Origin of the sequence: Nocardioides endophyticus (genome assembly GCF_039543845.1) — a bacterium.
In the GTDB taxonomy this organism is placed as follows: domain Bacteria; phylum Actinomycetota; class Actinomycetes; order Propionibacteriales; family Nocardioidaceae; genus Nocardioides; species Nocardioides endophyticus.
The window spans coordinates 1-24,663 of sequence record NZ_BAABKN010000022.1; the positions used below are offsets into that span (position 1 = coordinate 1).

Sequence of the window (24,663 nt, forward strand, 5' to 3'; positions counted from 1 at the left end):
CCGCCCGCTCGTACGCCTCCTCCTTCAGGTTCGCGTGCTCAGCGATCACCGCCGGCGGCCCGAACCGCCGGTCCTCCTGCAACAGATTCGACAGGGTTTCTTCGCTCACGTCTCGCTCCTGGAGATCAGAACTAGTGGTACCCGCCACATTAGGACGTGGCGGGTACCGACGGGATGGGGGGTCAGCGCTCGGCCATCAGTGCACGACGGCCTTCTCGGACCCGGCGCCGCTGAGCGCGCGGACCTCGAGCTCGGTGTAGCGCTCCACGGCGTCCGGCTCCTTCGACGTCACCGAGCCCAGCCAGCCGAGGAAGAAGGCCAGCGGGATCGACACGATGCCGGGGTTCTCGAGCGGGAACCACGAGATGTCGATGCTGGTCGGCAGCAGGGACAGGTTCTTGCCGCTGACCGGGTCGACGCCCTTGCCCGACATGATCGGGGAGAAGATCACCAGCCCGACCGACGAGATCAGGCCGCCGTAGATGCTCCAGAGCGCGCCCCGCGTGTTGAAGCGCTTCCAGAACATGTTGTAGACGATCGACGGCAGGTTCGCCGAGGCCGCGACGGCGAATGCCAGAGCCACGAGGAAGGCGACGTTGAGCCGCTGCGCCGGGATGGCGAGCAGGATCGCGATCAGCCCGATGATGAGGGCTGCCCACCGCGCCACCTTGAGCTCTTGACCCTCCGATGCCTCGCCGCGACGCAGGACGCCGTTGTAGAGGTCGTGCGCGACGCTGACCGACGACGTCAGGGTGAGGCCAGCGACGACCGCGAGGATCGTGGCGAACGCGACCGCGGAGATCAGTGCCAGCAGTACGGCGCCTCCGGTCGATCCATCTCCGCCGCCGACGTTCTGGGCGAGGAGTGGTGAGGCGAGGTTGCCGCCGGAGGCGACGACCTTGGCCATGTCGCCCTTGTTGAGCAGCGCCGCGGCACCGAAGCCGAGCACCAGCGTGAAGAGGTAGAAGACGCCGATCAGGCCGATCGCCCACAGCACCGACTTCCGAGCGTCCCGCGAGGTCGGCACCGTGTAGAAGCGGATCAGGATGTGCGGCAGGCCCGCGGTGCCGAGCACCAGCGCGATGCCGAGCGACAGGAAGTCGATCTTGCTGGTGTCGCTCACGCCGTACTTCAGGCCGGGCTCGAGGAAGGCCTGGCCCTTGCCGCTGTTGGACGCCGCGGTGCCGAGCAGGTCGGAGAGGTTGAAGCCGAACTCGGCCAGCACCAGGACGACGATCAGCGCGGAGCCGGCCATCAGCAGCACGGCCTTCACGATCTGCACCCAGGTGGTGCCCTTCATGCCGCCGACGGTGACGTAGAAGATCATCAGCGCGCCGACCGCGAAGATCGTGATGTTCTTAGCGGTGTCGCTGCTGACGTCGAGCAGCAGCGCCACCAGTGCGCCGGCGCCGACCATCTGGGCCAGCAGGTAGAAGATCGAGACGACGACGGTCGAGGTGGCGGCCGCCGTGCGGACCGATCGCTGGCGCAACCGGAACGCGAGCTGGTCGGCCATCGTGTAGCGGCCGGCGTTGCGCAGCATCTCGGCGACCAGCAACAGCGCCACGAGCCAGGCGACGAGGAAGCCGATCGAGTAGAGGAAGCCGTCGTACCCGCTCAGGGCGATGGCGCCGGAGATGCCGAGGAACGACGCCGCCGACATGTAGTCGCCGCCGATCGCGAGGCCGTTCTGGACGCCGGAGAAGCCGCGTCCGCCGGCGTAGAAGTCGGTAGCACCGGCGGTCTGGCGGCTGGCCCAGAAGGTGATCCCGACCGTGATCGCGACGACGCCGAGGAACAGTGCGGTGGTGAGGAGCTGGTCGCCATCCATGTCAGCGCCTCCCCTCGAGCTCGGCGATGTACTGCTCGTCGAGCCGGCGCGCCAGCGGGTCGAGCCGACCGGTCGAGTAGCGGCTGTAGACCCACGCGAGCAGGAAGGTCGTGACGAACTGCAGCAGTCCGAACACCAGGGCGACGTTGATGTTGCCCCACAGCTGGTGGCTCATGAAGTCGTGGGCCCAGTTGCTCATCACTACGTAGAGCAGGTACCAGGACAGGAACGCGATCGTCGCCGGGAAGACGAAGGCGCGGTAGGCCCGGCGGAGTTCGACGAAGTCCGGCTCCTGGTGGAGCGTGTCGTAGATCGGGTCGTGGCGGGCCGCGCGTTCGTGCGGCTTCTGAGGATCGGTGTCGGTCACGGGTCGTACCTTCCGCTGGCCTGATGCTCTGCCGGATGTGATCGCCGTCACCATGCCCATCTGCGTGAGGGTCGTGCAGGGGTGCGAGCGAGATCCGCGACCAGTGGCGGTGTCGAAACGACGAGCGGCCCGTCTCGCACGACGAGCGGTTTGCGGTCGTACGGCGTCCGATCACGGTGCGACGAGCGCTGGTGAGGAGCCACGAAACCACCTGCACCGGCGCGTGAGGTTGTGCGGGGTGTGAGGTCGTGAGGACAAGTTGACGTTTCCGGTACGGCGACCTGAGCCGGGCGAAACGTCCGGCGCCGAGCGTGGGACGCATGACGACCACGGACTCCCGGCTCGACGCCCCGCCCGCCACTCGCGCCCGAGCAGGTCGCTGGATCGACGACTGGCGGCCCGAGGACCCCGAGTTCTGGGAGGGCGGTGGCAGGCAGGTCGCCCGGCGCAACCTGATCTGGTCGATCTTCGCCGAGCACCTCGGCTTCTCGGTCTGGCTGATCTGGAGCGTGAGCTCGGCGTTCCTGCTGCAGATGGGCTTCTCGTTCACCCCGCAGCAGCTCTTCGTGCTGGTCGCGCTGCCCAACCTGGTCGGGTCGCTGCTGCGGTTGCCGTACACCTTCGCCGTGCCGAAGTTCGGCGGCCGCAACTGGACGATGATCAGCGCCGCGCTGCTGCTGATCCCGACGCTGCTCTTCGCGATCGCGGTGCAGGACTCCAGCACGCCGTACTGGGTCTTCTGCGTGATCGCCGCGACCGCGGGCTTCGGCGGCGGCAACTTCGCCAGCTCGATGGCGAACATCAACTTCTTCTACCCCGCCGCCAGGAAGGGCGCCGCGCTCGGCCTCAACGCCGCGGGCGGCAACGCGGGCGTCGCGGTCATCCAGCTGCTGCTGCCGGTCATCATCGGCGGCGCCGGTATCTTCGGGCTGGTCAAGGCCAGCGAGGGCGGGCTCCACCTCCAGACCGCCGGCTTCGTGTACGCCGGGCTGGCCGTCCTCGCGACGATCGCGGCGTACCTCTGGATGGACAACCTGACCGGCGCGACGTCCAAGCCGCGCGAGCAGCTGCGGGTCGTGCGCAAGCCGCACACCTGGATCATGGCGTTCCTCTACATCGGCACGTTCGGCTCGTTCATCGGCTACTCCGCCGCGATGCCGCTGCTGATCAAGCTCAACTTCTGGGTGCCCGAGCCGGCGCCGCTGGGCACCGGCATCTACTTCGCCTACTTCGCGTTCCTGGGCGCGGCCATCGGCTCGGTCACCCGGCCGTTCGGCGGCTGGCTCGCCGACAAGTACGGCGGCGCGAAGGTCACCCTCGGCGCCTTCACCGGCATGGTCGTGTTCACGCTCGCGGTGCTCGTGACGCTGATGCAGCTGACCCCGAACCCGACCGCCGACCCGGCCATCGCCAGCGACAACCAGTCGCTCTTCCCTTGGTTCCTCGCGTTCTTCCTCTTCATCTTCGCCTCCACCGGCATCGGCAACGGCTCGACGTACAAGATGATCCCGGCGATCTGGCGGCGCGAGGCCGAGACCACGACCGAGGCAGGGACGCCCGAGCGGGCGGCCGCGATCACGTCGTCGACGAAGCAGGCGAGCGCGGCGCTCGGCGTGATCGGTGCGATCGGCGCGATGGGTGGCTTCCTGATCCCGATCGCGTTCAGCTCGCCGTGGGTCGACAACCCGCTGTCGGCGACCAAGGGCGCGTTCATGGTCTTCACGGCCTACTACGTCGTCTGTGCCCTGGTGACCTACGCGGTCTACCTGCGCCGTCCCGCCGCCGCCGCGAAGCTCGCGATGGCCGGGGTCTGATGACGCAGACCCACTGTCCCTACTGCTCCCTGCAGTGCGGCATGTCCCTCGAGCGGACCGGTCGCACGCTGGAGGTCCAGCCGTGGGCGGAGTTCCCCGTCAACGAGGGGGCCCTGTGCCGCAAGGGCTGGACCGCCACCGGGCTCCGCGGCCACCGCGAGCGGCTGACCACGCCACTGGTGCGCGACCGCTCGACGGGTGAGCTGCGTGCCGCCGGCTGGGACGAGGCGCTCGACCTGGTCGCGGGTCGGCTCCGCGACCTGCGGGCGTCGTACGGCGCGGACGCGGTGGCGGTCTTCGGGGGCGGCGGGCTGACCAACGAGAAGGCCTACCAGCTCGGCAAGTTCGCCCGGGTCGCGCTCGGCACCAGCCAGGTCGACTACAACGGCCGATGGTGCATGTCGTCGGCGGCGTCGGCGGCCAACCGAGCGTTCGGAATCGACCGCGGCCTGCCGTTCCCGCTGGCCGACATCGAGCACACCGAGGTGCTCGTGCTGATCGGCTCCAACCTCGCCGAGACCATGCCGCCCGCCGCGCGCCACCTCGACCGCCTGCGCGACAACGGCGGTCACGTCGTCGTCATCGACCCGCGTCGTACGCCGACCGCCGACCGCGCCGACACGTTCCTCCAGCCGGTGCCCGGCACCGACCTCCCGTTGGCCCTCGGGCTGTTGCACCTGCTCGACGCGATGGGCGCGGTCGACGACTCCTACGTCGCCAGCAGGACGACCGGCTGGGACGACGTACGGCGCTCCGTGGCCGCGTGGTGGCCCGAGCGGGTCGAGCGCGTGACCGGCGTACCTGCGTCATCCCTGCGTGCGCTGGCGACGCTGCTCGCCGAGGCCGACCGCGCCATGGTGCTGACCGCCCGCGGTGCGGAGCAGCACGCGCAGGGCACCGACACGGTGCTCGCGTGGATCGACGTGGCGCTCGCGTTGGGGATGCCCGGCAAGGAGTACGCCGGCTACGGATGCCTGACGGGCCAGGGCAACGGCCAGGGCGGCCGCGAGCACGGGCAGAAGGCCGACCAGCTGCCGGGCTACCGGATGATCGACGACCCGGCGGCACGTGAGCACGTCGCCAGGGTCTGGGGCGTCCCCACCGAGTCGTTGCCGGGCAAGGGGCGCTCGGCGTACGAGCTGCTCGACGCCCTCGGCACCCACGGCGGACCGAAGGCGTTGCTCGTCTTCGGCAGCAACATCGTCGTGTCGGCGCCCAACGCCAACCACGTCGCCTCGCGGCTCGCCGACCTCGACCTGCTCGTCGTCGCCGACATCGTGATGAGCGAGACGGCGGCGCTTGCCGACATCGTCCTGCCGGTCACGCAGTGGGCCGAGGAGAGCGGCACCATGACCAACCTGGAGGGGCGCGTGATCCTGCGGCAGCAGGCCGTGTCGCCGCCCGAGGGAGTGCGCTCCGACCTCGACGTGATCGCGGGTCTGGCCGCGCGGGTCGGCTCTCCGGTTGTCTTCGAGACCGACCCCGAGGAGATCTTCGCCGAGCTGGGCCGGGCGTCCTCGGGTGGCCGCGCCGACTACGCCGGGATCACCTACTCGCGCATCCGGGAGGAGCACGGTGTCTTCTGGCCCTGCCCGGATGCCGATCACCCCGGTACGCCGCGGCTCTTCGAGTCGTCCTTCGCGCACGACGACGGGCTCGCGCGGTTCGTCGCCGTCGAACACCGCGGCCCGGCCGAGCCGGTCGACGCGGCGTACCCCCTCCACCTGACGACGGGCCGGGTGCTCGCGCAGTACCAATCCGGCGCCCAGACCCGGCGGGTGCGCTCGCTCCCGGATGACGGGCCGTTCGTCGAGATGCACCCGATGCTCGCCCGGCGGATCGGTGCGTACGACGGCGAGCCGGTCGTCATCACCACCCGTCGCGGCGAGCTCAAGGCGCCGGCGCGGGTCGTCGACACGATCCGGCCGGACACGGTGTTCGTGCCGTTCCACTGGGTCGGCGCCAACCGGCTGACCAACGACGCCCTCGACCCGGCCAGCCGGATGCCGGAGTTCAAGGTGTGCGCCTGCGCGGTGACCGCATGAGCGACCTGGGCAGCGGTGCGTCAGCAACCGTTCGCGGTCGTCTGGTCGGCGGGAACGGTTGCCTGCTCACCGCAGCCCGGAGCCGCGCCGTAGCCGGGGTCATCCGATGAGCCGGATCGTCATCGTCGGGGCCGGGATGGCGGCGACCCGACTGGCCGAACTGCTCGGGTCGTCCGCCTCACGGGCACCTATAGCTAGCGGAGAGGCGGACGACCCGAACATCACCCTGCTCGGGGACGAGCCGCACCCGCCGTACAACCGGATCCTGCTGTCGGCGGTGCTGGAGGGCAGCCACAGCCCGGATGCGCTGGCGATGCCGGTCCCGGCGTACGCCGACCTGCGACTCGGCACCCGCGTCGTCGAGATCCACCGCGAGGAGCGCGAGGTCGAGCTGGCCGATCGCAGCCGGGTGCCCTACGACCACCTGGTGCTCGCCACCGGCAGCATCCCGACGCTGCCACCGATCCGCGGGCTGGTGCGCGTCGACGGACGACTGCACGAGAAGGTGCACGCCTTCCGGACCCTCGACGACTGCCAGCGACTGGACGCCGCGATCCCGCAGGCCCGCAACGCGGTGGTCGTCGGCGGCGGGCTGCTCGGCCTCCAGGTCGCCCGGGCGCTGAGCGTCCGCGGGCTCGCGACCGAGGTCGTCGAGGGCGGTGAGCACCTGTTGCGCAGCCAGGTCGGCGAGCGAGCCGGTGCGATCCTGGCCCGCGACCTGAAGCGGCTCGGCACGACGGTCTACACCGGCGCCCGCGCCGTACGCCTCGACGACCGCGGTCTCACGCTCGACAACGGCTACACCCTCGACACCGACCTCGTCGTGCTCACCGCCGGCGGCCGCCCGTCCACGGCGCTCGCTCGCCGCGCCGGCCTCGACGTACGGCGGGGCATCGTGGTCGACCACCACCTGCGCACCAGCGACGAGCACATCCACGCGATCGGCGACTGCGCCCAGCACGGTGGCCAGGTCACCGGGTTCGTGCCGCCGGCCTGGGAGCAGGCGGGGCTGCTCGCCCGCCACCTCCGCGGCGAGGACGTGTCGTACGACGGCGCCCGCACCGTCGCCCGGCTGCGCGCCACCGACCTCGACGTCGCGGTCCTCGGCGACCCGGAGAAGGCAGAGGGGCAGGTCGTCGAGGTCTCCAACCCGATCGCCGGCAGCCACCGCAAGCTCGTCGTCCGCGACGGCGTCATCGTCGCCGCCACCCTCGTCGGCGACCTGTCCCGGATCGGGCTGATCACCCAGCACTACGACCGCGCGACGGTCCTCGGCCCGCGGGAGCCCGGCGACCTGCTCATGCCGGAGCGGACGGCACCGCCGCTGGCGCTCCCCGACGACGCCGAGGTCTGCGCCTGCGCCGGAGTCTCCGCCGGCCGGATCCGCGCCTGCTCCTCGCTCGAGGACGTCACGACCTCCACCCGTGCGACCACCGGCTGCGGCGGCTGCGCCGACGCCGTCCGGTCGCTGCTCGCTGCTCGCCCACTGGAAGGAACCCATCGATGAGCCCCCACCTCCGCCGCACGATCGTCGTCGTCGGCCACGGCATGGTCGGTCACCGGTTCGTGCAGGCCGCCGTCGAACGCGGCCTCACCGAGACCCACGACATCGTGGTGATCGGCGAGGAGCCGCGGCCGGCGTACGACCGCGTGGCCCTCACCTCCTTCTTCGAGGTCGGCGCCGAGGCGCTCTCGCTGCTGCCCGAGGGTGAGTACGACGACCCGCGGGTGCGGCTCGTTCTCGGCACCTCTGTCGAGGCGTTCGACCCCGAGACCCGCGCGGTGCTGCTGGAGGGTGGCGAGGTGATCCAGTACGACGAGCTCGTGCTCGCCACCGGCGCGGCTCCGTTCGTGCCGCCGGTGCCCGGGCACGACCTGCCGGGCTGCTTCGTCTACCGCACCATCGAGGACCTCGAGGCGATCCGAGAGGCGGCGCAGGCCGCGAAGGTCGGCGCGGTGATCGGCGGTGGGCTGCTCGGGCTCGAGGCCGCCAACGCGCTGAGCCAGCTGGGCCTGGAGACCCACGTCGTCGAGATGGCGCCCCGGCTGATGGCGGTGCAGATCGACGACGCCGGCGGTGCGACGCTGACCCGGCACATCGAGCAGCTCGGCCTGAGCGTCCATACCGGGGCGACGACCGAGCGGGTGCTGGGCGAGGACCGAGCAACCGGGTTGGCGCTGAAGGGTCGCGACGCGATCGAGGCCGAGATCGTGGTGTTCTCCGCCGGCATCCGCCCGCGCGACGCCCTCGCGCGCGCGGCCGGCCTGGATCTCGCCGACCGCGGCGGCGTGCTGGTCGACGAGCAGTGCCGCTCTTCGGACGGCCACGTCTGGGCGATCGGCGAGTGCGCGGCTCCGGCCGGCCGGATGTACGGCCTGGTCGCGCCCGGCTACGCGATGGCCGAGGTCGTCGTCGATGCACTGCTCGGCGGCGCCGGGAGCTTCACCGGGGCCGACATGTCCACGAAGCTCAAGCTGATGGGCGTCGACGTGGCGAGCTTCGGCGACGCGTTCGCGACGGCCGAGGGCGCCCTCGAGCTCGTCTACTCCGACGCGGTGGCGGGCGTCTACAAGAAGCTCGTCGTCAGCGAGGACGGCAAGCAGCTGCTCGGCGGGGTCCTGGTCGGCGACGCGTCGGCGTACGGCGTGCTCCGGCCGATGGTCGCCTCCGGCATCGAGCTGCCCGAGAACCCGGAGGACCTGATCCTCCCCGCCGGTCGTGGCGTACCCGAGATCGGGCTGCCCGACGCCGCCCAGGTCTGCTCCTGCAACGACGTGTCGAAGGCCGACATCATCGAGGCGGCCGCCTGCGACGAGACGACGCGCGCCGGCTCGACCTGCGGCTCCTGCAAGTCGCTGGTGAAGCGGATCGTCGAGGACTACTTCACCAGTCAGGGCAAGGTCGTCGACAGGAGTCTCTGCGAGCACTTCCCGCTCACCCGGCAGGAGCTCTTCGACGCGGTGGCGGTGCACGGCCACCGGAGCTTCGACCAGATCGTCGAGGCCCACGGCACCGGTCGGGGCTGCGACATCTGCAAGCCGGTGGTGGCCTCGATCCTGGCCAGCCAGCTCAACGGCCACGTCCTCGAGGGCGGCAACCGGACCCTCCAGGACACCAACGACGCCTACCTCGCCAACATCCAGCGCAACGGCACCTACTCCGTCGTGCCACGTATCCCCGGCGGCGAGATCACGCCCGCCAAGCTGATCGTGATCGGCGAGGTCGCCCGGGACTTCGACCTCTACACGAAGATCACCGGCGGCCAGCGGATCGACCTCTTCGGTGCCCGGATGGAGCAGCTGCCCGAGATCTGGCGGCGCCTGGTCGACGCCGGATTCGAGTCCGGTCACGCCTATGGCAAGTCGCTGCGCACGGTGAAGTCCTGCGTCGGCTCGACGTGGTGCCGGTACGGCGTACAGGACTCCGTCCAGCTCGCGATCGACCTCGAGCTGCGCTACCGGGGGCTGCGGTCACCGCACAAGCTCAAGGGCGGCGTCAGCGGTTGCGCCCGCGAGTGCGCCGAGGCGAGGGGCAAGGACTTCGGGGTGATCGCGACCGAGAAGGGCTGGAACCTGTACGTCGGCGGCAACGGCGGAGCCACCCCGGCCCACGCGCAGCTGCTCGCGGGCGACCTCGACCGTGAGACGCTGATCCGCTACCTCGACCGCTACCTCATGTACTACATCCGCACGGCCGACCGGCTGCAGCGCACGGCGCCGTGGATCGAAGCGCTCGAGGGCGGCCTCGACCGGGTGCGGGAGGTCGTCGTCGACGACGCGCTCGGGCTCGGGTCCGAGCTGGAGGCCGCGATGGCGCGGCACGTGGACACCTACTTCGACGAGTGGCAGGCGACCCTCGACGACCCGGACAAGCTGGCCCGGTTCGTCTCCTTCGTCAACGCGCCGGACGTCCCGGACCCGCACATCACGTTCCGCGCCGAGCGCGACCAGGTGGCGCCGGCGGACTCGGCCGGCCCGGTGTCGCTGGGCGCGACCATCCCGGTGGGGGTGCCGCAGTGATGACTCCCGTCTGCCGACTCGACCAGATCGAGGTCGAGGGAGGGGTGGCCGCACTGGTGGATGGCGCCGCAGTCGCAATCTTCCGGACACATGATGGCAACGTGTACGCGATGTCCAACTACGACCCTTGTGCTAGGGCATCGGTGCTGGCTCGGGGCATCGTCGGAACGCGCGGCGACATCCCGTTCGTCGCCTCACCGATGCACAAGCAGGCCTTCGACCTGCGCACCGGGCAGTGCCTCGACGACGCGGCGGTCCGGGTCCCGACGTACGACGTCCGGGTCGACGACGGTCTCGTGCTCATCGGTCCACAGCAGGAGAGTCCATGACCGCATCCCTTCCGTTGAGCGGCTTTCGCGTGGGCGTGACCGCCGCCCGGAAGGTCGACGAGCAGATCAGCCTGCTCGAGCGACGCGGCGCCGAGGTCGAGTGGGCGCCGGCCCTGTCGCTGGACCCCAACCAGATCGACGACGCGCAGCTGCGGGCTTCGACCGAGGAGGTGCTGAGCCGGCCCGTCGACATGTTCTTGGCCACGACCGGCATCGGCATGAAGTCGTGGTTCCGCGCGTCGGAGCGCTGGGGCCTGCTGCCCGATCTGCTGTCGTCGCTGGGCTCGGCCGAGATCCTGGCCCGGGGCCCGAAGAGCGTCGGTGCGCTGCGCCGGCAGGGCCTGCGGGAGCTCTGGGCGCCGGAGTCGGAGTGCTTCGAGGACGTGCTGGAGCACCTGCGCGGGCGGTCGCTCGAGGGCCTGCGCATCGTCGTGCAGGAGCACGGGCAGTCGCTGTCGATGGTGGCGCATGCGCTGCGCCGGCAGGGCGCCGACGTCACGACCGTGACCGTCTACCGGGTGGAGGCGGCCTCCGACCTCGAGCCGATGTTCAAGCTGATCGACCTGGTCGCCGACCGCGCGCTCGATGCGGTCACCTTCACCTCGGCCCCGGCAGTGGCGGCGCTGATGGACGCCGCCGGCCCGACCGGTCGGCGCGAGGAGCTGGTCGGCGCCTTCCAGGCCGACGTCGTGGCGTCCTGCGTCGGGCCGGTGACCGCTGCGGCGTTCGAGATGTGGGGCGTGCCGACGATCTATCCGGACCGGTCCCGGCTCACCGCGATGGTCAAGCAGCTCGAGCTCGAACTCCCGTCGCGGCGCTCGGGGCTGACGCTCGAGCTGGTCGGCGGGCACCAGCTGTTGCTGCACGGCGACGACGTACTGCTCGACGGGCACGAGGTCCGTCTGTCGCCGGCGCCGGCGGCGGTGTTGCACGCGCTCGTCGCCAACCCCGGCAACGTCGTCGCGCGTCCCGCCCTGCTCGCGATGCTGCCGTCGGGCACCGCCGGATCGGAGCACGCGGTCGAGATGGCGGTCGCCCGGCTGCGCGCGGCGCTCGGGACGCGGGCGGTGCAGACCGTGGTCAAGCGCGGCTACCGGCTGGCGGTCGCGCAGTGACCCGTCTCGTCACCGTCGCGCACGGCACCCGGGCGCCTGAGGGCAACGCCGTCGCCCGTGCCCTGACCGGCGCCGCCGGGACCCGCCTCGGGATGCCGTGGGTGGCGTCGTACGTCGAGCTCGCGTCGCCCTTGTTTGCCTCCGTGATGGCGTCGGGGGTGCCGTCGGTGGTCGTGCCGCTGCTGCTGTCGGCGGGCCATCACGTGCGGCACGACATCGGATCGGGGCGTCCCCTCGGGCCTGACCCACTGCTTGCGGTCGCGCAGGTCGCGCGGCTTGTCGCGGCCGGTGCCTCTCCGGGCTCGCCCGTCGTCATGGTCGCCGCCGGCTCCCGCGATCCGCTCGCCACCCGCGACCAGATGCTCGCCGCGGCGTACCTCTCGGAGCAGTGGCGCGGCCCGGTCCGGCTCGCGACGCTGTCCGGCGTCGGCCGCCGGCCGGTCGACGTGGTCACGCCGCACGACGTCGTGTCGCCGTACCTGCTGGCGCCGGGGCACTTCGCCGACCGCTGTCGCGCGGAGTCGTCTGCCGCGGCCGTCGTCGCCGACGTGATCGGTGCGCACTCCGCCGTCGTCGACCTGGTGGTGTCGCGGGCCGTTGAGGAGCTGGCTGGTCGGCGCTCGGCCTGAGACTGCCTCGTCAGGCCGGGTCCGGGTCCCCGGTGACGTCGTGGGCGAGCGGATCGGCGAGGTGGGCGCCACCGAGGGGGTCGCGGGACCAGCGGGTGACGACCCAGCCGCGGTACGGCGAGCCCTCGAGGACGACTGCGCCCGTGTTGAGCAGCCGGGCCTCGGAGGGACCGCCGTGGCGGGCGGCGAAGGTGCGGATCGCGGCGCCGTGGCTGAACGCCACGACCGTGGCGTCGTCGGCATGGTCGCTGGTGATCGCGCCGACAGCGGCGGCGTACCGCTCGAAGAACCCGTGCCCGTCCGAGCCGCCCGGCATCGAGGCCGACAGGTCGCCCGCGATCCAAGCGGCGACGGTGTGGGCGTACGTCGCGACGGAAGCGTGGTCGGTCTTCATCTCCAGCTGGCCGGCGGCGATCTCCTCGAGCCCGTCGCTCACGACCACGTCGAGGCCCCGCGCCGCCGCGAGCGGAGCGGCGGTGAGCTGGGTGCGGATCAGAGGTGAGGCATAGACGGCGGTGATCGGCTCCACGGTCAGCACCGGCGGGATCGCGGCCGCCTGTCGGTGACCGAGCGGCGTCAGCGGCGCGCCGGGGACGGCGGTGTCGAGCGCGCCCGCCACGTTGGACGGGGTCTCGCCGTGGCGGATGAGGATGAGGCGCACGTCGTGAGCCTACGGGCGGGTCCGCACGCAGCTTGTAACGCGGTGTCGTGGGGTCTGGTGACCCTGTTCCAACGGGCTCATAGATCCCACAACACCGCGTTGCATGGGTTGGCGGCCCTCACCCCCGGTCCAGCTCCACCGTCTCCGGCGTGTGCAGCCGCACCAGGAACCGGTCGGTGTGGTCGGGGACCCGCGAGCGGGTCACCAGCGAGACGACGACCATCGTGGCAAGGGCGAGCGGCACGGTCCACGCCGCAGGCTGGCCCATCAGCGCGTCCACCCACCCGGACGGGATGGAGACGTTGACCGTCCACGCGATCGCGACGGCGGAGCTCAACCCACCCACGGCCAGTCCGGCGATGGCGCCGGCGGGGGTGAGCCGCCGCCACCAGATGCCCAGCAACAGCAGCGGGCAGAACGTCGCGGCCGCCATCGCGAAGGCCAGGCCGACCGCGCGGGCGACACCGAGGTTGGGCACCAGCAGCGCGACGACGCAGGGCACGGTCACGGCCACGACCGCCGCCAGGCGGAACGCCGCGACCCCGCCCAGCCGGGACCGCGCGGTGACGTCCTGGCTCAGCACCCCTGCGACGGCGATCGACAGTCCCGACGAGGTCGACAGGAAGGCCGCGAAGGCGCCCGCCGTCACCATCCCGGTCAGCACCTCGCCGAGCAGGCCGTCGACCATGATCCGCGGCAGCTCGAGCACCAGCGCGTCCGAGCTCCCCGAGGTCGCCAGCTCCGGCGCGTAGATCCGGCCGAGCGCGCCGTAGATCGGCGGCAGCAGGTAGAAGAGGCCGAGCAGCACCAACACCACGAGCGTCGTACGGCGGGCCGCTCGCCCGTCGGGGTTGGTGTAGAAGCGCACGACCACGTGCGGCAGGCCCATGGTGCCCAGGAACGTCGCGATGATCAGGGAGTAGGTGACGTAGAGGCCGGACGCACCGCCCGACGCCAACGGCACCGACCAGCCGCCGGCACCGGGCGGGTGGGGCGACGAGTCGCCGGCCCACACCACCAGCAGCACCGCGGCGGGGACGAGCAGGGCGGTCAGCTTGAGCCAGTACTGGAAGGCCTGCACGAAGGTGATGCTGCGCATCCCGCCGGACGTCACGTTGGCGAGCACGACGACGCCGACGATCACCGGGCCGACCCAGGTCGGCGCCCCGACCGCAGAGCGCAGGGTCAGGCCGGCACCCTGGAACTGCGGCAGCAGGTAGAGCCAGCCGATCGCGACGACGAGCACCGAGCAGACGGCCCGTACGCCGCGCGAGCCCAGCCGGGCCTCGGCGAAGTCCGGCAGCGTGTAGGCGCCGGACCGTCGCAGCGGGGCGGCGACGAGCACGAGCAGCACGACGTAGCCGGCGGTCCACCCGACGGGGTACCAGAGCATGTCGGCGCCGTTGAGCAGCACCAGCCCGGCGACGCCGAGGAACGACGCGGCCGACAGGTACTCGCCACCGATCGCGCTCGCGTTGAGCCGCGGGTGCACCGACCGCGAGGCGACGAAGAAGTCACTCGTGGTCCGCGAGAATCTCAGCCCCCACGTGCCGATCGCCAGGGTCGCGATCGTGACCAGGGTGATCGCGACGATCCCGGGGGCCGCGTCGAGGCCGGGATTCACCTGTCGACCTCCGAGAGGAGCTCGGCGAAGTCGCGCTCGTTGCGCTCGGCCCGTCGTACGTAGACCCAGCCGAGCGACACGAGCGCCGGATAGACCGCGACACCGAGCAGCAGCCAGCCGAGCGGCATCCCGAGCAGGCGTACGTCGGACAGGCCCGGCGCCAGGTAGAACGCGAGTGGCAGCAGGCCGATCGACAGCGCCATCACGGTGAGTACGCCGAGGGCGAGCCGCAGCTGTTCGCGCAGCAGTGACCGCATGTAGACGCCTCCGAGCCGGGTGCCGGCGTCGATGTCGGAGGTGCGTCCGGCGGGCGGCCGTCGGCGCGGTGGGCCGGTGACCCGGACCCGCTCCGACGGCACCCCTTCGGTCACGGCCCGACGGTCCGCGAGGCGAGCAACAGCTCGCGCAGCTCGCGGGTGTGCCGGCGGCTCACGACGAGCTCCTCGCCGCGAGGCCCGACGACCACCGTGCAGCGACCCCCGTCCATCCGCACCTCGGTGACGTGGGTGAGCGAGACCAGGAGGGAGCGATGGATCCGGACGAACCCGGCGCTCGCCCACTCCTCCTCGAGCGTGGTCAGCGGACTGCGCAGCAGGTGGGACTCGGCCGCCGTGTGCAGCCGCGCGTAGTCGCCCTGCGCCTCGACGTGGGTGATGTCGCAGCGGTTGATGAAGCGGGTCACGCCGCCGCGCTCGACGGCGACCTGCGCCTCGTCTCGGGCAGGCGCGGACTCGGTCGCGCCGTCGAGGGTGCTGGCGACGCGGCGTACCGCCTCCGCGAGCCGGCTCGCCCCGACCGGCTTGAGCACGTAGTCGACCGCGCGCAGGTCGAAGGCCTCGACCGCGTGCTGCTCGTGTGCAGTGACGAAGACGACCGGCGGTGGGTTCCGGAAGCGGCGGAGCACCTGCGCCAGCTCCAGCCCTGTCAGGCCCGGCATCTGGATGTCGAGGAAGACCGCGTCGACCTCGCCCTCCTGCAGGATCCGCAGCGCCTCGGTCGCCGACGAGCTGGTGACGACGTCGGTGACCCGAGGCTCGGCCGCGAGCAGGTAGGCGAGCTCGTCGAGGGCAGGCTTCTCGTCGTCCACCACCAAGACCCTCATATGTGGACTCCTGGCGCGAACTTCGGCACTCGCACGGTCACCTTGGTGCCGGCGCCCGGTGCGGTCTCCACGACCAGACCGTAGTCGTCGCCGAAGGAGCTGCGCAGCCGGCCGTCCACGTTGCCGAGCCCCACGGAGTCCAGGGTCGCGTCGCCGGCGAGCGCACGCCGTACGACGTCGGGGTCCTCGCCCACTCCGTCGTCCTCCACCTCGATCACGCACTCCTGGTCCTGGTCTCGGGCGATGATGCTGATGGAGCCGCCGTCCTCGGCCGACTCGAGGCCGTGGCGTACGGCGTTCTCGACCAACGGCTGGATGCAGAGGAAGGGTACGGCGACGGGCAGGACCTCCGGCGCGATCCGCAGCGTCACCCGGAGCCGGTCGCCGAACCGCGCCTGCTCCAGCAGCAGGTAGCGCTCGACGGACCGGAGCTCCTCGGCGAGCGTCGTGTACTCCCCGTGGCGCCGGAAGGAGTAGCGGGTGAAGTCGGCGAACTCCGTCAGCAGGTCGCGCGCCCGGTCGGGGTCGGTGCGCACGAAGCTGGCGATCGCGCCGAGGGAGTTGTAGATGAAGTGCGGGCTGATCTGGGCCCGCATGGCGCGCACCTCGGCCTCCATCAACCGGGTGCGCGAGGCGTCGAGCTCGGCGAGCTCGAGCTGCGCGCCCACCCACTGCGCGACCTCGTCGGCGGCCCGGGCGAGCCCCGCGGTCGGCTCGGTGGCGAACACCTGGAGCGTGCCGACGACGCGCTCCTCGGTGACCAGCGGGCTCACCACCGCCGCCCGGATCTCGCAGCCCGCTGTCGTACAGGGGAGGTCGCCACGGTCGAAGACCCGGGTACGCCCGACCTCGACCGTCGTCGCGGCGAGCCGCGCGCACTGCTCCTCGTGGTGCTGGCCGGAGCCGTGCCAGGCGAGCAGGCCCGCGGTGTCGGTCAGTGCCAGGGCCGGGCTGCCGAGCAGGTCGTGCAGATGCCGGATGCTGCGCTCCGCGCTCTCGCCGGTGAGCCCGGCTCGCAGTGGCGGTGCCGCGAGCGAGGCGTTGTGGAGGGTGCGGAAGGTGGCGCGGTCGGCCTCGGTCCCCAGGTGCCGGCGGCGCCACGGGCGAGGCATCGTCGGCGGTCCGCGCTCAGCTGAAGTCGATGAGGAGGACGTCGTCGGCTTCGGCCGGCTTGCCCGACGGCTCCGTCATCGTCGATTCAGGCCGCGCTGCCACCGTCGCGCGGAAGCACGAGGCGACGTACGGCAGCTGCATGCCGTCCATGCCGCGGCCGTAGTCGTCGTACAACGCAAGCACCTCGGCGACCTTGGCCTGTCGTGCGTCGTCGTCGAGCACCGCCACGTTGGACCGTGAGACGACCAGGTCCTGGACCGAGGTCCGGTCGATCGTCTGCCAGTGCCGGAACGACGCGTCCTCGACGTCGTCGAAGTACGCCGAGGCCTGCAGCGGCGCCACGCTCTCCTGCCGGTCCGGGTTGCCGATGATCCGGCCGAGCTTGCGGACCCAGGGGATCTGCTCGTCGCGCTTGTTCCACACCAGTGCGAGCTGGCCGCCGGGCCGCAGCACGCGGGCGATCTCCGGTAGGGCGACGTCGTGGTCGAACCAGTGGAACGCCTGCCCGGCCACCACGACGTCGTACGACGCGTCGGCGGCTGGGAGCTGCTCGGCGGAGGCGACGGAGGTGGGCACGTCGGGGAGCCGGGCCCGGAGCCGCGCGAGCATGGCGTCGTCGGGGTCGGTGGCGTGCACGTCGTGGCCGAGCGCGACGAGCGCCTCGGTCAGCTTGCCGGTGCCGGCGCCGATCTCGAGCACGGTGATCGGCTCGTCGCCGACCAGCCAGGCCGCGGCCTCCGCGGGGTAGCCAGGCCGGCCACGGTCGTAGGCATCGGCGACGGAGCCGAAGGCACGGGCGGGGGAGGGCTGGTCACTCATCGGGCTCACCGTACCCGCTCGGTAGCCTTCACCGAGTGAGTCAAGACCCGTTGTCGCAGCTGGTCTCCCTGGAGGGAGTCCCGTCCGCGTACGCCGCCGCCCGCGACGGCATCGACGTGATGCTGCGCGACCGTGGCCTGCGGCGTACCTCTCCCGAGACGACCGGGGAGAGCCTGCTGCGGGGCGCCCACGCCAGCGCGGTGCTGGAGGGCTCGACCGCGACGCTGCCCGAGGTGCGCGCCGGGACGGGTGACGAGATCTCGGCCGACGCGGTCCGGGTCTCGACCGAGCTGCTCGGACTGGCGCCGGCCCTCACCCGGGCGCCCCTGCAGGCGCTGGCGCGCATCCACGCGCTGGCCGCCGCCGGGCTCCCGGCCGAGAGCCGGGGGCGGCCCCGCGACGGCGCCGCGGCAGAGACGCTCCGCGGCGTCGGCCAGCTGCTGACCGCGCCGACCGAGGCGCCGGCCCTGCTGGTCGCGGCGATCGCGCACGCGACGCTCGCGACGGCTGCCCCGTTCGCGTCGCACAACGGCCTCGTGGCCCGGGCCGCCGAGCGGCTGGTGCTGGTCGCGCGCGGCGTCGACGAGAAGTCGCTGGTCGTGCCGGAGGCCGGGCACCTGGCGCTGCGTGCGGCGTACGAGTCCAACCTGCGCGGCTACCGCGACGGTGGCGTCGCGGGCGTGCACTCCTGGCTGCTCTACGCGGCCGAGGCGTACTCGGCGGGCGCCGAGGCGAGCCCGCTGCGGCGGGCGGCCGACTAGGCGTCGTCCGTCGCCTCACCGTTTGGAGACGCAAACGGCACCCGGTTCTCGAGTGGTGGGCCGGGTGCCGTCGCTGACACGTGAGACCGTTGGCTACCAAGCGTGCTTCTTCTAACTGCGGCCCCGGGTGTATCCCGGCTCGGCCAGCGCCCTGATGAAGGGTAGATCGCCGCGTGGGTACCAGGTTCACGTGCAGGATATGGAGTTCTGTCTTCATGTGTACGCCGGTCCCGAGCAGTCCGCAAGGGTTGACATGATCGGCCATGTGTGGGGCGGCTCAGGCCCCTAGACGACGGCGTCGGGCGCTGGCCCAGAGCACCCCACCGACCGCGACGACCCCGCCCACGGCGAGTGCCGCCAGCGTCGGCTTCGCGGGTGGGAACGGCATCCGGGCGCGGAGGGCGACCGGCTTGGTGAAGACCAGGATCGGCCACTCGTGGGCGGCGGCGGCCTTGCGCAGCTCCCTGTCCGGATTCACGGCGTACGAGTGCCCGACGGCCTCGAGCATCGGCACGTCGGTGACCGAGTCGCTGTAGGCGTAGCTGCGCTCGAGGTCGTAGCCGACCTCGTCGGCGAGCTCCTGGATGGCGCGGGCCTTCTCCTCGGCGTACGCGTAGTACTCGATCTCGCCGCTGTAGCGGCCGTCGACGATCTCCATGCGGGTCGCGATCACGCGGTCGGCGCCCAGCATCGCCGCGATCGGCTCGACCACCTCGGCACCGGAGGCGGACACGATCACGACGTCGCGGCCGGCCAACCGGTGCTCCTCGATGAGTGACACGGCCTCGTCGTACACGAGGGGCTCGACGACGTTGTAGAGCGTGTCCGCGACGATCTCACGGACGGTCGCCACGTCCCAGCCGGTGCAGAGCTGCGACATGAACTGCCGCAGCTTCTCCATCTGGTCGTGGTCCGCGCCGCCGACGAGGTAGACGAACTGCGCGTACGCCGAGCGCAGGACCGCGCGCCGGGAGATCAGACCGCCTGCCTGGAAGGGCTTGCTGAACGCAAGAGTGCTCGACTTGGCGATGATCGTCTTGTCGAGGTCGAAGAAGGCCGCGGTGAGCGCCATGACCTCATCGTAGGTGGCGATCGGCCGGGTTCCGTCCACAGGGAGGGTGTCGAACGCCCTTCTCCACAAGGGAAATCGGCGCGGTCGCCGCCGAGCGACGGTTCCAGGAAGCATCGCCGGCATGACTGCTCCGCTCTTCGTCACCCGTGACCACTCCCTCCTCGACCAGCTGCTGCGACTGGCTGCGGCGGCCGGCATCACCCCCGACGTCGCACCCGACACCGGTGCCGCGCTGCGCCTGTGGCCGATGGCGCCGCTGGTCCTGGTCGGTGCCGATGCCGCCGCCGAGCTGGCGGCGATCTCGCCCGCCCGCAGACCCGGGGTTCACGTGGTCGCCTGGGGTCCGGTCCCCGACGAGATGTTCCGGGCCACGGTCGCCCTGGGTGGCGAGAGCGTCGCCCAGCTGCCGTCCTCGGAGGCCTGGTTGGTCGAAGCGCTCACCGACCTCGGCGACCCCCAGCGATCGGCCGGCACGGTGATCGGGGTGACCGGCGGCAGTGGTGGGGCGGGCGCGACGACCTTCGCCTGCGCGCTCGGGCAGCTGGCCTCGCGACGCGGGCGCGCCGTCGTCATCGACGCCGACCCGCTCGGCCCCGGTGTCGACCGGGTGCTCGGCCTCGAGGACCGCGATGGGGTGCGCTGGGACGGGCTGTGCCACACGACCGGCCGGCTCAGCGCCCGGTCGCTGCGTGAGGCGATGCCGCGCCGCGACGATCTCGCGGCGCTCACCTGGCGGGCCGGCGCGACCGGCACGCTGCAGGCGTTCGCCGTACGAGAGGTCCTGTCGGCGGCGCAGCGCGGTCACGACTTCGTCGTGGTCGACCTACCTCGGTCGAGCGACCCACTGGTCGACGAGCTCGCCGCCCGGTGCGACCGGCTGCTCGTGGTGGTCGTCCCGACGGTTGCCGGCGTCGCGTCCGCGGTCCGGATCTGTGCCCGGCACCCCGACCCGAGCCGGGTGCGCCTGGTCGTGCGGGGCGGCGGTGTCGAGTCGCCGGCGATCGCCCGGGCGACGCGGGTCCCGGTGCTCGCCACGATGTCCGACCAGCGCGGCCTCGCCGAGTCCATCGACCTCGGCCTGGGGCCGGTGCGCTCCCGGCGCGGAGCTCTCGGCCGGGCCGCCGACGACGTCCTCGACCAGCTTGCGCTCCTGCACCCGGCCGCGGCATGAACGTGACTGCCTCGCCCGACCTCGAGGCGGTGCGCGACCGGCTGGCGCGCACGCCCGGTGAGCTGACCCCGCACCGGGTAGCCGAGGCGTTGCGCCAGGCCGGCCGGCCCGTCGGCGACGCCGAGGTGCTCGCGGTCTACGAGACGCTCCGGCGTGACGTGGTCGGCGCCGGTCCGCTCGAGCCGCTGCTACGGACGTCGGGCGTGACCGACGTACTCGTCAACGGAGCGGAGCGGGTCTACCTCGACCGCGGGGGCGGCCTCGAGCTCACGAGCGTCCGCTTCCCTGACGAGGAGTCGGTCCGCCGGCTCGCGCAGCGGCTGGCCGCGCTGGGCGGGCGCCGGCTCGACGACGCGACGCCGTACGTCGACCTCCGGCTCCCCGACGGCACCCGCTTCCACGCCGTCCTGGCGCCGCTCGCCCGTCCGGGGACGGTGATCTCGCTGCGCGTCCCGCGGCGGCAGGGCTTCACCCTCGACGAGCTGGTCCAGCACGGCACGCTCGACGGCACCACCGCGGAGCTGCTCGAGGCGATCGTGGCCGCGCGTCTTGCATTCCTCGTCAGCGGCGGCACCGGATCGGGCAAGACGACCCTGCTCGCCGCCCTGCTCGCGCGGGTCGGCGCCGACGAGCGCCTGGTCGTCGTCGAGGACGCCAGTGAGCTGCGCCCCGACCATCCGCACGTCGTCGCTCTGGAGGGGCGTCCGGCCAACCTCGAGGGCGCCGGCGCGGTCGAGGTGCGCACCCTGGTGCGGCAGGCGCTGCGGATGCGACCGGACCGGCTGGTGGTCGGTGAGGTCCGCGGGGCCGAGATCGTGGACCTGCTGGCCGCCCTCAACACCGGTCACGAGGGCGGGTGCGGCACCTTGCACGCCAACTCCGCGATCGATGTGCCCGCGCGGGTGGAGGCGCTCGCGCTCGCCGCCGGACTCGGTCGCGAAGCGGCCCACAGCCAGCTCGCCTCGGCCGTCGACGTGGTCCTGCACCTGGCTCGCGACGCCGACGGCGTACGCCGGCTCCGGCAGGTCGCCGTGCCCGCCCGGGCAACCGACGGTCTGGTGTCGATGGTGTCGGCACTCGAGGTGTCCCGTGACGGTCGGCCCCGGCCGGGCCCGGCTGCCGGGATCCTCGCGGACCGGATCAGAGCGGCGACATGAGCGCCGCGGCGATCGCAGCAGGCTGCTCGGCGCTGGCGGCCGCCCTGCTGGTCCGGCCGCCGCCTCGACTGACCCGAGGCGTCCCGACGGCTTCGCGCGGGTGGGTGCTCCCGGCGGTGCTGGGGGCAGGGGTGCTGGCCGCCGTTGTGGCACCCCGCGCCGGTGCACTGCTCCTCGTGGTGGCGGGCGCCGCGTCGGCTGGCGTCGCGTTGGTCCGACGGCAACGGCGGCGCAAGGCGGCCGAGCAGGTCTCGGCGCGGGTGCTGGAGACGTGCGAGGCGATGGCGAGCGAGCTCGCGTCCGGGCAGGCGCCGGGGGAGTGCCTGGACCGGGCGGCCGCGGCCTGGTCACCGCTGGCGCCGGTCGCGGCCGCGTTCCGGGTCGGCGCCGACGTGCCTGCGGCGATGCGCGCCCTGGCCGCCGAGCTCGACGGCGCCGCCGACCTGCGGGTCGTCGCCGCGGCGTGGCAGGTCGCGCACCGCACAGGCGAAGGACTGGCGACGACGATCGACCGGGTCGCCGAGTCCCTGCGCGCCGCCGCCGGCACTCGCCGGGTCGTCGCAGGTGAGCTCGCCTCGGCACGGGCCACGGCGCGTCTGGTGGCCGGGCTCCCGGTGCTGGCGCTCGCGATGGGTTCGGGCGCGGGGGGTGATCCCTGGGGCTTCCTGCTCGGCACCGCTCCGGGCCTGGGGTGCCTGGCGCTCGGGCTGGCGTTCGGGCTTGCCGGGCTCTGGTGGATCGAGGCCATCGCCCGCAGTGCGGAGGAGGTCGCATGAGTTGCCCACGAAACCGCGGACTTCCTCCGCTCCGCTCCTCCAGCCCACGCTTTCGCAGGGACGCCGCGTGACGTGGCTGGCGGCCGTCGCGGCGGCAGCAGCGGTGGCGCTCCTGGTGCGGTCGCGCCCGACGCTGCCCGTCATGCCCTCCGCGTCGGCGACTGCGGCAACGAGCCCGGGCGCCGACGCGGGGTGGCTGCGCCGCCACCGGCTGCTGTGGTCGGCCCTCGCGGGGATCGCGGCGGTGGTGTTCGTCTCCGGCCCCGCCGGGGTGCCTGCCGGCGCAGCGGCTGCCGTGTCGACCTGGGTCGTGATCGGCCGTGCGGAGCCGGCGAGGGTGCGCGTACGACGACGGGCGGTGGCCCGAGACCTGCCGCACGTCGTCGCTCTCTTCGCCGCCGCCCTGCGCTCCGGCGCGGCGCCCGCAGACGCGATCGACCAGGTCTGTCGGGCACTGCCCGGTCCGGCCTCCGACCGGCTGTCCGGGGTGGCCGCCCGGCTCTCGGTCGGGCTCGACCCCGAGCAGGTGTGGTCCTCCCTCGCCGACGACCCACCGCTCGTCAGCCTCGGTCGCACCCTGGCCCGGGCGCACGCCACCGGGGCGCCCGTCGTCGCCGCGGTCGAACGGCTCGCCGACGAGCTCTCCCGGACCGGTCGGTCCGAGGCCGAGGAGCGGGCCAGGGCGGTCGGGGTCCAGGCCGCGGTGCCGCTCGGCCTCTGTCTGCTGCCGGCGTTCGTGCTGATCGGCATCGTGCCGTTGGCGGTCGCCCTGCTGACCGGGCTCGACCTGTGAGACGCCACGAATCGTCCACCGGCGACGTGCCGACCGCGTTCTCCACAGCTGACCCGATGGCCCCAGCAGCGCGGCCGCCGATCCCGGATCGTCGACGTCGTCCGGCCACATCGGGTGGCCCGGATCACCAGTAGAACAAGGAGAAACCATGTCGTTGCCCCCTCGCCCATTCGCCCGCCGCCCTCGCCGTGAAGCCGCGGTCCGAGACCAGCGCGGCATCACCACAGCGGAGTACGCCGTCGGCACCGCCGCCGGTGCCGGCCTTGCCGGACTGCTCTACAAGCTGCTGACCGGTGGCTTCGGTGACCAGTTGCTCAAGACGCTGTTCGACCACGTCCTCGGGCTGCTGGGGATCGGGTAGTGCGACCGCGACCCGCTCACGCGTGCCACCCAGGTCGGAGCGCCTGCTGCGCGGGGCTGACGTGGGAGACACGCCCTCGCCGCGACGAGCGCGGCGCCGCGACCGCCGAGCTGGCGATGACCCTGCCGTTGCTGATGGCGGTGACGATCGGCCTGGTCTGGCTGCTCGCGGTGGGCACGGCGCAGGTGCGCGCCGTCGACGCCGCCCGGGAGACGGCCCGTGCCGTCGCTCGGGGCGACGCGACGGACGTGGCCGTGGCGCGTGGCGAGCGGGTCGCTCCACCCGGCAGTGCGGTCACCGTCCGCGACAACGGTGGCGAGGTCACCGCCGTCGTCGTCGGGCGGGTGTCCGGACCTGGCGGGCTCTTCGACCTGCCGTTCGCCCGGGTCTCCGCCCAGGCCGTCGCGGCGACCGAGGAGGCGTCGCGGTGAGGGCCGGCGAACGCGGTTCGGCGACGCCGTTCGCCATCGCCTGTCTCGGCCTGTTGGTCCTCCTGGCGGGAGCTCTCGGCGTCGTGGCCGCGATGGTCCACGCACATCGTCGCGCGCAGTCCGCCGCTGACCTGGGTGCGCTGGCCGCCGCGCAGGCCCTGGCCGCCGGCGCCGACGGCTGTGCTGCCGGTGGGCGCATCATCGGGGCCAACGGTGCCGCCCTCACGTCCTGCCAGGTGACGGGTCGGGAGGTGCGGCTCCGGGTCGAGGTCACGGGGCCGCACTGGCTGGGTCAGACCGCCGACCTCACCGCCGAGGCACGGGCAGGGCCGACAGGTTCAAGCCAAGCGGCGCAACCGGCGACTCAGTAGCTGCGGTCGTTGCTGTTGCCGTCCTGGTCGGTACGACGGTCGGCGTCGTGCTTGTCCAGCTTCTCCGAGAGCTCGCTCAGCTGCTTGGCCTCGCGGCGCTGCCGCAGGCTCCGCTTGGTGCCCCACTTGCTGATCGTGAAGCCCCAGAGGATGGCGAGGCCGCTGCCGAGCCCGATGAGGTACAGGCCAAGCGCGGTGACGTCGAGGCCGAGGATCTCGACGTTGGTGCCGTCGGCCGTGAATACGGCGGCCACGACCGCGAGCGCGCCGACCAGGAGGACCAACAGACCGAAGACCATGC

General features: G+C 72.5%; 25 protein-coding genes. 15 read left to right on the top strand and 10 right to left on the bottom strand.

Annotation, left to right across the window (positions count from 1 at the left end; genetic code table 11):
- Positions 1–196 precede the first annotated feature (196 nt).
- Together ABEA33_RS16795 and ABEA33_RS16800 are read right to left on the bottom strand one after the other, a co-directional pair.
- Complete coding sequence (locus ABEA33_RS16795; RefSeq protein ID WP_345528022.1) at positions 197–1,831, bottom strand: solute symporter family protein; 1,635 nt, start codon at positions 1,829–1,831, stop codon at positions 197–199.
- A 1-nt stretch (position 1,832) separates the two neighbouring features.
- On the bottom strand, positions 1,833–2,198 hold the full coding sequence (locus ABEA33_RS16800; RefSeq protein WP_345528023.1) for a DUF485 domain-containing protein: 366 nt from the start codon (positions 2,196–2,198) through the stop codon (positions 1,833–1,835).
- A 320-nt stretch (positions 2,199–2,518) separates the two neighbouring features.
- Here ABEA33_RS16800 and ABEA33_RS16805 point away from each other — a divergent pair, with 320 nt between their 5' ends.
- From ABEA33_RS16805 to ABEA33_RS16835, 7 genes are all read left to right on the top strand, one after another.
- Positions 2,519–4,012, top strand: a complete 1,494-nt coding sequence (locus ABEA33_RS16805; RefSeq protein ID WP_345528024.1) for an MFS transporter — start codon at positions 2,519–2,521, stop codon at positions 4,010–4,012.
- Positions 4,012–6,057: a molybdopterin oxidoreductase family protein gene (locus tag ABEA33_RS16810; protein WP_345528025.1), complete on the top strand. Its 2,046-nt coding sequence runs from the start codon at positions 4,012–4,014 to the stop codon at positions 6,055–6,057. The genes ABEA33_RS16805 and ABEA33_RS16810 overlap by 1 nt, the downstream gene beginning before the upstream one ends.
- Positions 6,058–6,163: 106 nt before the next feature.
- Positions 6,164–7,564, top strand: coding sequence for an FAD-dependent oxidoreductase (locus ABEA33_RS16815; RefSeq protein WP_345528026.1), 1,401 nt, complete (start codon positions 6,164–6,166; stop codon positions 7,562–7,564).
- Positions 7,561–10,077, top strand: coding sequence for a nitrite reductase large subunit NirB (nirB, locus tag ABEA33_RS16820; RefSeq protein ID WP_345528027.1), 2,517 nt, complete (start codon positions 7,561–7,563; stop codon positions 10,075–10,077). Before ABEA33_RS16815 ends, nirB begins: the two co-directional genes overlap by 4 nt.
- A complete protein-coding gene (gene nirD / locus ABEA33_RS16825) occupies positions 10,077–10,406 on the top strand; it encodes a nitrite reductase small subunit NirD (protein ID WP_345528104.1) in 330 nt (109 codons plus the stop codon). Before nirB ends, nirD begins: the two co-directional genes overlap by 1 nt.
- The gene (locus tag ABEA33_RS16830; protein WP_345528028.1) at positions 10,403–11,521 is read left to right on the top strand and encodes a uroporphyrinogen-III synthase; all 1,119 of its coding nucleotides are present in this window, start codon (positions 10,403–10,405) and stop codon (positions 11,519–11,521) included. The genes nirD and ABEA33_RS16830 overlap by 4 nt, the downstream gene beginning before the upstream one ends.
- Positions 11,518–12,150 carry a sirohydrochlorin chelatase gene (locus ABEA33_RS16835; RefSeq protein WP_345528030.1) on the top strand — a complete coding sequence of 211 codons (633 nt, stop codon included), beginning with the start codon at positions 11,518–11,520 and terminating at the stop codon, positions 12,148–12,150. Before ABEA33_RS16830 ends, ABEA33_RS16835 begins: the two co-directional genes overlap by 4 nt.
- A gap of 10 nt (positions 12,151–12,160) precedes the next feature.
- Here the strand turns inward: ABEA33_RS16835 and ABEA33_RS16840 are convergent, their stop codons facing one another.
- The 6 genes from ABEA33_RS16840 to ABEA33_RS16865 form a co-directional block, all read right to left on the bottom strand.
- A complete protein-coding gene (locus ABEA33_RS16840) occupies positions 12,161–12,811 on the bottom strand; it encodes a histidine phosphatase family protein (RefSeq protein WP_345528032.1) in 651 nt (216 codons plus the stop codon).
- A gap of 118 nt (positions 12,812–12,929) precedes the next feature.
- A complete protein-coding gene (locus ABEA33_RS16845) occupies positions 12,930–14,435 on the bottom strand; it encodes a sodium/solute symporter (protein WP_345528034.1) in 1,506 nt (501 codons plus the stop codon).
- A complete protein-coding gene (locus ABEA33_RS16850; RefSeq protein WP_345528036.1) occupies positions 14,432–14,806 on the bottom strand; it encodes a DUF485 domain-containing protein in 375 nt (124 codons plus the stop codon). The genes ABEA33_RS16845 and ABEA33_RS16850 overlap by 4 nt, the downstream gene beginning before the upstream one ends.
- The gene (locus ABEA33_RS16855; RefSeq protein WP_345528037.1) at positions 14,803–15,537 is read right to left on the bottom strand and encodes a LytR/AlgR family response regulator transcription factor; all 735 of its coding nucleotides are present in this window, start codon (positions 15,535–15,537) and stop codon (positions 14,803–14,805) included. The genes ABEA33_RS16850 and ABEA33_RS16855 overlap by 4 nt, the downstream gene beginning before the upstream one ends.
- Entirely contained in the window at positions 15,534–16,649 is a 1,116-nt protein-coding gene (locus ABEA33_RS16860) for a sensor histidine kinase (protein ID WP_345528039.1), read from the bottom strand. Before ABEA33_RS16860 ends, ABEA33_RS16855 begins: the two co-directional genes overlap by 4 nt.
- A gap of 16 nt (positions 16,650–16,665) precedes the next feature.
- On the bottom strand, positions 16,666–17,469 hold the full coding sequence (locus tag ABEA33_RS16865) for a class I SAM-dependent methyltransferase (protein ID WP_345528040.1): 804 nt from the start codon (positions 17,467–17,469) through the stop codon (positions 16,666–16,668).
- Positions 17,470–17,504: 35 nt separating this feature from the next.
- On the opposite strand from ABEA33_RS16865, the gene ABEA33_RS16870 reads away from it, so the two are divergent.
- A complete protein-coding gene (locus ABEA33_RS16870; protein WP_345528041.1) occupies positions 17,505–18,230 on the top strand; it encodes a Fic family protein in 726 nt (241 codons plus the stop codon).
- Between the two features lie 277 nt (positions 18,231–18,507).
- Here the strand turns inward: ABEA33_RS16870 and ABEA33_RS16875 are convergent, their stop codons facing one another.
- Positions 18,508–19,302, bottom strand: coding sequence for an HAD family hydrolase (locus ABEA33_RS16875; protein ID WP_345528043.1), 795 nt, complete (start codon positions 19,300–19,302; stop codon positions 18,508–18,510).
- A 121-nt stretch (positions 19,303–19,423) separates the two neighbouring features.
- Between ABEA33_RS16875 and ssd the strand changes: the two genes are divergently transcribed.
- The 7 genes from ssd to ABEA33_RS16910 all read left to right on the top strand — a co-directional run bounded on the left by ssd (position 19,424) and on the right by ABEA33_RS16910 (position 24,362).
- Positions 19,424–20,473 (top strand): septum site-determining protein Ssd, encoded by a 1,050-nt coding sequence (gene ssd / locus ABEA33_RS16880; protein ID WP_345528045.1) that lies wholly within the window; start codon positions 19,424–19,426, stop codon positions 20,471–20,473.
- Positions 20,470–21,630: a TadA family conjugal transfer-associated ATPase gene (locus ABEA33_RS16885; protein ID WP_345528046.1), complete on the top strand. Its 1,161-nt coding sequence runs from the start codon at positions 20,470–20,472 to the stop codon at positions 21,628–21,630. The genes ssd and ABEA33_RS16885 overlap by 4 nt, the downstream gene beginning before the upstream one ends.
- Positions 21,627–22,406, top strand: coding sequence for a type II secretion system F family protein (locus tag ABEA33_RS16890; protein WP_345528047.1), 780 nt, complete (start codon positions 21,627–21,629; stop codon positions 22,404–22,406). Before ABEA33_RS16885 ends, ABEA33_RS16890 begins: the two co-directional genes overlap by 4 nt.
- Before the next feature lie 67 nt (positions 22,407–22,473).
- Positions 22,474–23,199: a type II secretion system F family protein gene (locus ABEA33_RS16895; protein ID WP_345528048.1), complete on the top strand. Its 726-nt coding sequence runs from the start codon at positions 22,474–22,476 to the stop codon at positions 23,197–23,199.
- A 148-nt stretch (positions 23,200–23,347) separates the two neighbouring features.
- Entirely contained in the window at positions 23,348–23,560 is a 213-nt protein-coding gene (locus ABEA33_RS16900) for a DUF4244 domain-containing protein (RefSeq protein WP_345528050.1), read from the top strand.
- Entirely contained in the window at positions 23,560–23,991 is a 432-nt protein-coding gene (locus ABEA33_RS16905) for a TadE family type IV pilus minor pilin (RefSeq protein ID WP_425577444.1), read from the top strand. The genes ABEA33_RS16900 and ABEA33_RS16905 overlap by 1 nt, the downstream gene beginning before the upstream one ends.
- Positions 23,988–24,362, top strand: a complete 375-nt coding sequence (locus ABEA33_RS16910; RefSeq protein WP_345528052.1) for an Rv3654c family TadE-like protein — start codon at positions 23,988–23,990, stop codon at positions 24,360–24,362. The genes ABEA33_RS16905 and ABEA33_RS16910 overlap by 4 nt, the downstream gene beginning before the upstream one ends.
- Here ABEA33_RS16910 and ABEA33_RS16915 read toward each other — a convergent pair.
- Positions 24,356–24,661: a hypothetical protein gene (locus tag ABEA33_RS16915; protein WP_345528054.1), complete on the bottom strand. Its 306-nt coding sequence runs from the start codon at positions 24,659–24,661 to the stop codon at positions 24,356–24,358. The genes ABEA33_RS16910 and ABEA33_RS16915 overlap by 7 nt on opposite strands.
- Positions 24,662–24,663: the final 2 nt, after the last annotated feature.